Raw genomic sequence first — 6,707 nt, 5'->3', positions numbered from 1 at the left:
AAAGATGTACAAAAAATTACTGGCCTAAGCCGCTCGACAATTTACAGACATATCAATGCGGGCACATTTCCGGCCCCTGTCAAACTGACCGAACGGCTTATCGGGTGGCACTCCAGCACCATATCCGACTGGATGGCCAGCCGCCCGGAAGTCTGAGTACTAGACCATCCCATGCAAAAACCGCCCGGCGTCATTTGCGCCGGGCGGTTTTGGTTTCATCCGATGTCATCAGCTGACAATTCTCACTCAGCTTGGCAGGTATGTGTTATGCCTAAACCCTTACACTAATGATCAACGAGCTACGGCAGTGGGGCGTTTGCAAGTCCCGAAGAAAGGGCGGAAAGCGGACGTTCGCTGCGGATGCAAACGGGCAAAGCCTTGACCTCTAAAGCGGACCTTCGACGCGAAGTTGTGATGAGGCCTCACTGCAAAGTTTCGATTTGTGCAACCTGCGGCGGATTACTGAAACGTGGCAGGTCAAACAGCGAGCTCATTTGAAGTGCTGCTGCGCGACGATCCCCAAGTTCAATCAAGTGATCGAGAATCTCCAAAAACTGCACGTGGACATCAGGCTGCAATGGCGCGTCGCGTTCGGCAAAAGTCTGAAGTAGACCGGCAAGCTGTGCAGTTCTCCCCCCGGACCAAAACCCCCTAGACTGCCATACGGCGGGCGCGATGCCTCCCAACCTAGAAGCAAGGAAATCGCTTCTGCGATGATCGAAGGATCTTTCAACATGGAGCAAGAATGCTTGCATGACCTGAGGCAGGTGCCCAAATCGTTGGAGCATCCAATCAATCGATGGGTTGAGTAGCTTTGCATCTGACCAATCATTGTTAGCGAAGCGGGCCGCCCCCATTGCTGGCCGATCCCAATTTGCCCCCATTGCGATACGAACCAATTTGTGAAGTTGATCAGGAAGACCATAGTCCTCCCGCCACTCCGGACGTTTCCAATCGGGGTGGTCTTCAACCGCCTCAAAGATATCAATGAAAACGTCGAAGATTCCTGATGGCACCTCCGGCGCATCCAGAAGTCGCATGCAAGAGTATGCATTCGCGAAGGTAGAGAGGACTTCGCTTTTCGGTTCGATAGGCAATAAAGACAACAAGGGTATGATCTCGGTGCGCACCTGTTCAGTAGGTAAATCTTCACAAATCGATGCTAAGCTCCAGATACATGTCGAAAACTCTCGCCATAGCCTTGAACCCGAGCGGCGTTCAGCCTCGTCAGCGATCCTGACCGCTGCGGCGAGCTTGTTCACGAAGTCACGCAGAAGCGACAATGTGTCGTCTCGAAAGCCATCATCATCAGTGAACCTGTCTTTCGGGATGATCGACAACATCGATGCAAAGTCTTTGACGCGCCATTGATCCAAATGCTCCGGCTTAATTTCGGCATAGGTATCAGACAGCTTGTTCCAATCGCCAGATGCTAGGCCTTGTATAGCCGCCTCAAGCAGCTGTTGTTTTTCGGAGGCCAGAAGGTTGTGTCTCTCATCACGTCGTCGGTACCAATCAGACGAACCACGATCCAATTCAAGTGTCGTCAACTTGAAGGCGAGCGCCGTGCATTTGTCAGCGAAGTCCTTTTGCTCTCGCCAACATAACGCGGCATTTGACAAGGCAGACAACTGCACGCCCTTGTAGGGATGAAAACACAACCGAACCAGCTCTTGCCGCGCTGAACTTACTGATCGCCCACCATTCTTGATTATCGCCGCCAATCCCTTTGACGCAAATGTTTCGGGTCTGTCTTCGGCAGGAGCATCAACGTGAAAGAACTCATTGCTTGCCGGAACAGTATTGGCTGCGCGGAAAGCAACGCCTTCGGCCCATTCCTGTTGATCTTTTGGAAGATCGGCACCGAAACTTAGGATGGCTGCTGACACGGCTGCCACTCCACCAGCGCGGCGGCTGCCGGGGTCTCCGGCATCGAAACCAGACTTGAACAGGTCCTCGTTATCGACCTCGCGTGCGAGCGCAACAATCTCATCTCGCGCCTGATCATCAATTTTGCCGCTCTCGAACCAAGACTCACTTTGTTTCAGCAGTTGGAAGCCTTCGTTCCAATGGGCTAGCCGTTCACCTGCTTCTTCGGCTTGTTGCACCCGTTCGTCTGATGGCTGGAATGCGACGCCGACTCTCCCATCATCGGTCTCCACCTGAGCATAGTTCGTAAGGTCCGCAATAGCGGCCCACTCCTCGGCTCGATGCAGAAAATATGCAACTAGCTCATCATCATCTTCTTGACCTTCGTGGGTGAAAGGTAGCTCATTTGGAAAGCAGGTAAGCTTTTCCGCTACCTTTTCGCGTTGGTCGTTAGCTGTGAGAATGAATGCTGTCGCGAGCCAACTGATGTTCTTTTTCCGGGAAGGCCGCGAGTTGAGGCGTTTAAGTGCTTCAAGATGAGTTGTCTCGTTAGAAAAGCCGAAGCTCGCTCCGATCTCGTTTGAGTGAAGGCCTTGGACGTCGTGTTGCCAGCGGTACTCGTCCATGGCCCAGATGTGCTGGCAGCCTACGAGAGCGGCTGCCGCAGGTGACAGCGCGTCCTTGTCCAACAAGACCCCCAAGGCGATGCCCAGCGTGGCCACGCTGTCGTGTCCTGTAACAAGCTCCCTTACGATCTCATCAACATCCCGTCCGGCTTCAAGCTCGGAGAACGCCCAATCTTCCAGCGCCATAAGTGCCGACTCGAGGATGTCGCAAGAAAACAGACCTCGATACCAACCATAAATCCTTTGGTCACCCCAGAACGCTTGAGTTCCCCAAGGAAAATTCACGTTGAATGGAATTGGAATTTCGCGGTTGTGATAGTCGTATCGGGGTAGCTCTCTCCACGCGACAACGGTCCGGCTGAGCAGCTTGCGAATTAAACGAAGACCTTCTTGAGGCGCGTGCTCGAAAAGGGCTGCAAATGGTTGCTGGATAGGAGAGGCTGGATGGCAGTGGCGCGAATGGTCACTAATGCCCGGAGAATCCCAATCGGTAGTATCGGGCGACCATCCAATCATGTGTCCCCGTGACCGTTCAGCTGACTCTGATGGCAGTGGCTCGATAAACGCCTGGAACGAAAAGTCAGCTAGGGCATCAGGAACCGCACTGGCAAGGCGCACACTCCACGCAAAGACGCTGGACTGGACCTTGTCGTCAATCCGTTCAGTTGTCCACGCTCGAAGCCTACGACTTAGTAGGTCCGTGTTGGTGAGAGAGGACCTTAGGAAAGCCTGTCGAAGTTTACCGCCGAAACCGTCCTTGTGAAACCCCAGCGGAGTGGTCTTTTTGCCCCGGTCCCAATAGTCATAGGCATCCCACTCAGTCAAAATTTGATCGATACGTTCAGCAAAACGATCTTTGATCTTGTCGGGATAATCTTGAAACAGGTTCAGCCATACGTCGAACGTGTCAACAATGTCCTCGGCCGTTGCCTCGTTCCAATCAAGCGAAAGCAACCAGATCAGCAGTCGCCTCCAATTCCGAACAGGGCGGGGCCAAGACAAAAAGTCAGCTATTCTGAATTTTTCGAATTTTGTTTTCTCGCTGAGTTCGAACGCACCATGAACGACCAGTAGGTTTTCGATGGTCTTGTGCGCTCGGAAAGAAGAAAGGAGCCGGATGAGCCGACGGTCCTCACTCAAAAAACCCGAAATTGTTTCTTTGCGATCAAAGAACGCCGGAGAGGCAAATGGGGCAAGAAGCCAAACCCTGCTCCAATGACGCCATGCTTCCTGCTGCTCCAGTGCCAATTGTGTTTCAGTCCAAGTGTCTTCAGACTCGAATTCAAACTGTGATAGTAGCTCTACCACCCGGATTAGTCCGGGCCTGTCGCCAGCAGCCGCGAGGGTGCCCGGCCAATCTGGACCATTTTGGCGACACAATCCGAACATTGCCCATTCAAGAAATATGTCGTGGGTAAAGGAATATCGTCCGCTACCCGCAACCTCAGCTATCGCTCGCTCTTGTACTAGTGCCGTCAGAGCCTGAGCGCAGATGCCTTCCACTGCGCCGCTTCTATTGGTTGCTTGAGCGCATCTCGCGGCTAGCTCAACCATCGTTTGGCGGCGTTCAATCGAAGAGGCTTTATCATGTAGATCCTGCGGTCCTTCTAGCCAAACCTGTGCTAGCGAAATCTCGGAAAACTTGCCCGGTGCTCCATCAGTGTTCACTGAACGCTGTGCCAACACTTGAGCAAAGAAAGGGCGCCTTGCAAATTCCTTCTCTTGACCTTCGGCGAACAGGACTTCGCGCATCGCTGGAAACCGCTCAGCAAGGATGCCAGCCTCATTATCATCAAATCCATCGATCTCGACGATATGTGCTTGGCCCTCCTCAATGAGTTGAGGAGGAAGCCATATCCTCAAGTCTTCGAGGTGTGAAGACCGGGTAGATGCCACAACGCGCCAGTCCGCAAGCCTTGGATCATCAAGAAGAATAGTTACGATGTCCAAGATTGTCTGGCGGGTCTCATTGCCTAGGCGATCTATCCCGTCGATGAACAGAGTTGGTTTTCCAAGTGTGGCTAGCTCAAAAAGGAGGTCAGCAAGCCTTTCCGTTTCTAGGCGCAAGTGCGTGGCCAGTGAGGGCCAGCCGGGGCCGACGAGACGCTTTTCGGTCAGAACAAGAGCGAAACCGTGCCGGGCGCGCTCTTCGGCCAGCGCACGTAACACCGCCGACTTTCCCGAACCGGCCTCGCCCGCTAATTGGATAAATCGCTTGCCATCATCAATGTCGTTAATCTTATCGAGAATACTATTGCGCGGGATAATCAGCCCAGAGATATCCATTCCGATACTTTGAAGTGCGTGTCTTGTTTCTTCTGCTACCTTAACCAGATCGCTGCGCATGCTTGGAAGAGAAGAAAGATCAAACACTCCCGAAAGCTGCTCAACCAATGTTGCCCTTGAAAAGCTGCCTGCTGCGCCCGACGCTTGTCGAGATATCTGGGAAAGTCGTACCCAAAGCTCTTCGGCACGATGACGCTCTCCAGTTGGTAGCGCATTCCGCAGACGTTCAATTGCCTCGAATGAACCTGACGCTCCTTCTGAAAGCGTGTCAAAGACGAGGATGACAAAATGCCTTAGAAACTGCCACGTATTTTCCTCACCTTGCGCCTCTGCTGGGAGCAGAGCTTGGACATCGCTCACGAACCTTCTTTGTGCGTCGCTTGCGAAATTCTCGGTTTCGAGCCGCCTAAAAAAGTCGTCTGCCGACTTAGATGTACGAGCCCATTCAAGCGTAGAGCGGGCTGCCCGGAGTGTGGACTGCGCGATATTAGCAGCAGCTAAGCCAACACGGTCCCGACCTATTCTGAAGCCGTCTTTCTTGAATTCTCGCCAGCTAGCCGAAATGACGTCCCGAAAGTCGGTATTCGTTTCAGCAGAACTCAGCGTTGGGCTTTGCTTCACTTGCAGAGCCAATTTGGTAGGTTGGCCGTATCGATCCGACGCCTCCACGATTATATCGTCTAGTGGCTCACCAAGCGCCGCGCGCTGGAGCAAGACGCCGTCAGTAATCGCTTCAGAGATTCCCCGCGCACCACCTTCAACAAGGAGGCTGGTCAAATATGACGCCACTATTGAATCTTCAAAGGTGTAGCCGACACCACCTGTTGCCTCGGGACTCGCGGTCATTCGTATATCCACATTTTTTGCTCGAATGGCCCTATCTTACTCGGACTCGATTGAAGCAAAAACATGAACTTGTCAGTTTGCCGTGGTATTGCGAACGCAATGTCCAGAAAGGCGGGCTGCAACGTAGTATTTCTATCATCTGGTGGAGTTCGGGAATGGGCTACGATTGCTACAAAAGATGAGGAAAACTAGATTGGACTTATCCAGACAGTTCGGGAAACTCAGCCATTGGTAGATTGGCTTCACGTAACCGATAGTGGACATAGCGATGAACCAGAAGCCATGCCATTTGACTTAGTTTCCGATTGGTCGCCGCACTAACTGGTGTTCGATTTCCGTGTCTTGAATCAGTCGATGCCTCCGTCAACGCTCTCAAAAAAACTTCGCTGACCCTGAGTTCGCTCCGCGCTTTAGCCCACATGGCACCTTGCTTTTCATTTGGAGCTATGAGTCGCGCGATGCTTTCTGCAACTCTACCATAGCTGATCGGAGCGTAGTGGGTCTTGCTGAGCATCGATAGAAGATCTGCTACCGCTTCGCCAAATGCATGATCTGCAATCATGAGGTCTGCGATGGTCTCGATGTCGTCATCGGTAAAAGTACCAAGTGATCTCAGATAAGCATCACCAAGTGCAAGTGCTTTAACGGAGCCGTCTGGCCTCACGACAAAATCGACAACAATCTGATAAGGGATAGCACTGATAAATCCTGCCGCATTCGCCAAACGTTGAGCTGCGTCCCAGGCCGCTTGGAAAAGCGCTAGTGCTTTGTCGTCGGTATAGTGCTCGACCTCAACTTTAACTTGGAACCCGCCCTTAAGAATCGAGACTTCGATGACAGAGTCGGGTTCTGTTTCCAGACTTGGCTTCCGCTCGAATTTTGGAGTGTAGTTCACGGTGAGCGGTATGTGGTCAGGGACTACGCGGCCTTTGAAATAGAAGACTTCCATCAAGTTTCATTCCTTGAAATATTTTACGGCAATACCGATGCTACATCATCTTTGCGGCGCATTGGCTCGGGTTTGGGACAAAAATAAAAGCCCGCTCTGAAGAGCGGGCTTTGGCGGGGAGCACCGGGCTC

At 52.5% G+C, this 6,707-nt stretch carries 3 protein-coding genes; 1 reads left to right on the top strand and 2 read right to left on the bottom strand.

What is annotated here, in order from left to right; translation table 11 throughout:
• A partial coding sequence (locus tag RBB32_RS19655; RefSeq protein WP_306155246.1) for an AlpA family transcriptional regulator occupies positions 1-156 on the top strand: 156 nt, incomplete at its 5' end.
• A gap of 266 nt (positions 157-422) precedes the next feature.
• On the opposite strand, the gene RBB32_RS19650 is transcribed toward RBB32_RS19655, so the two are convergent.
• A complete protein-coding gene (locus RBB32_RS19650) occupies positions 423-5,627 on the bottom strand; it encodes an ATP-binding protein (RefSeq protein WP_306155241.1) in 5,205 nt (1,734 codons plus the stop codon).
• A gap of 199 nt (positions 5,628-5,826) precedes the next feature.
• Entirely contained in the window at positions 5,827-6,576 is a 750-nt protein-coding gene (locus tag RBB32_RS19645) for a hypothetical protein (RefSeq protein ID WP_306155239.1), read from the bottom strand.
• Between the last annotated feature and the right edge of the window lie 131 nt (positions 6,577-6,707).

The sequence above is a fragment of the Roseovarius sp. MMSF_3281 genome, assembly GCF_030733685.1.
GTDB lineage: Bacteria > Pseudomonadota > Alphaproteobacteria > Rhodobacterales > Rhodobacteraceae > Roseovarius.
This window is presented reverse-complemented; position numbering and strand designations above follow the sequence as displayed.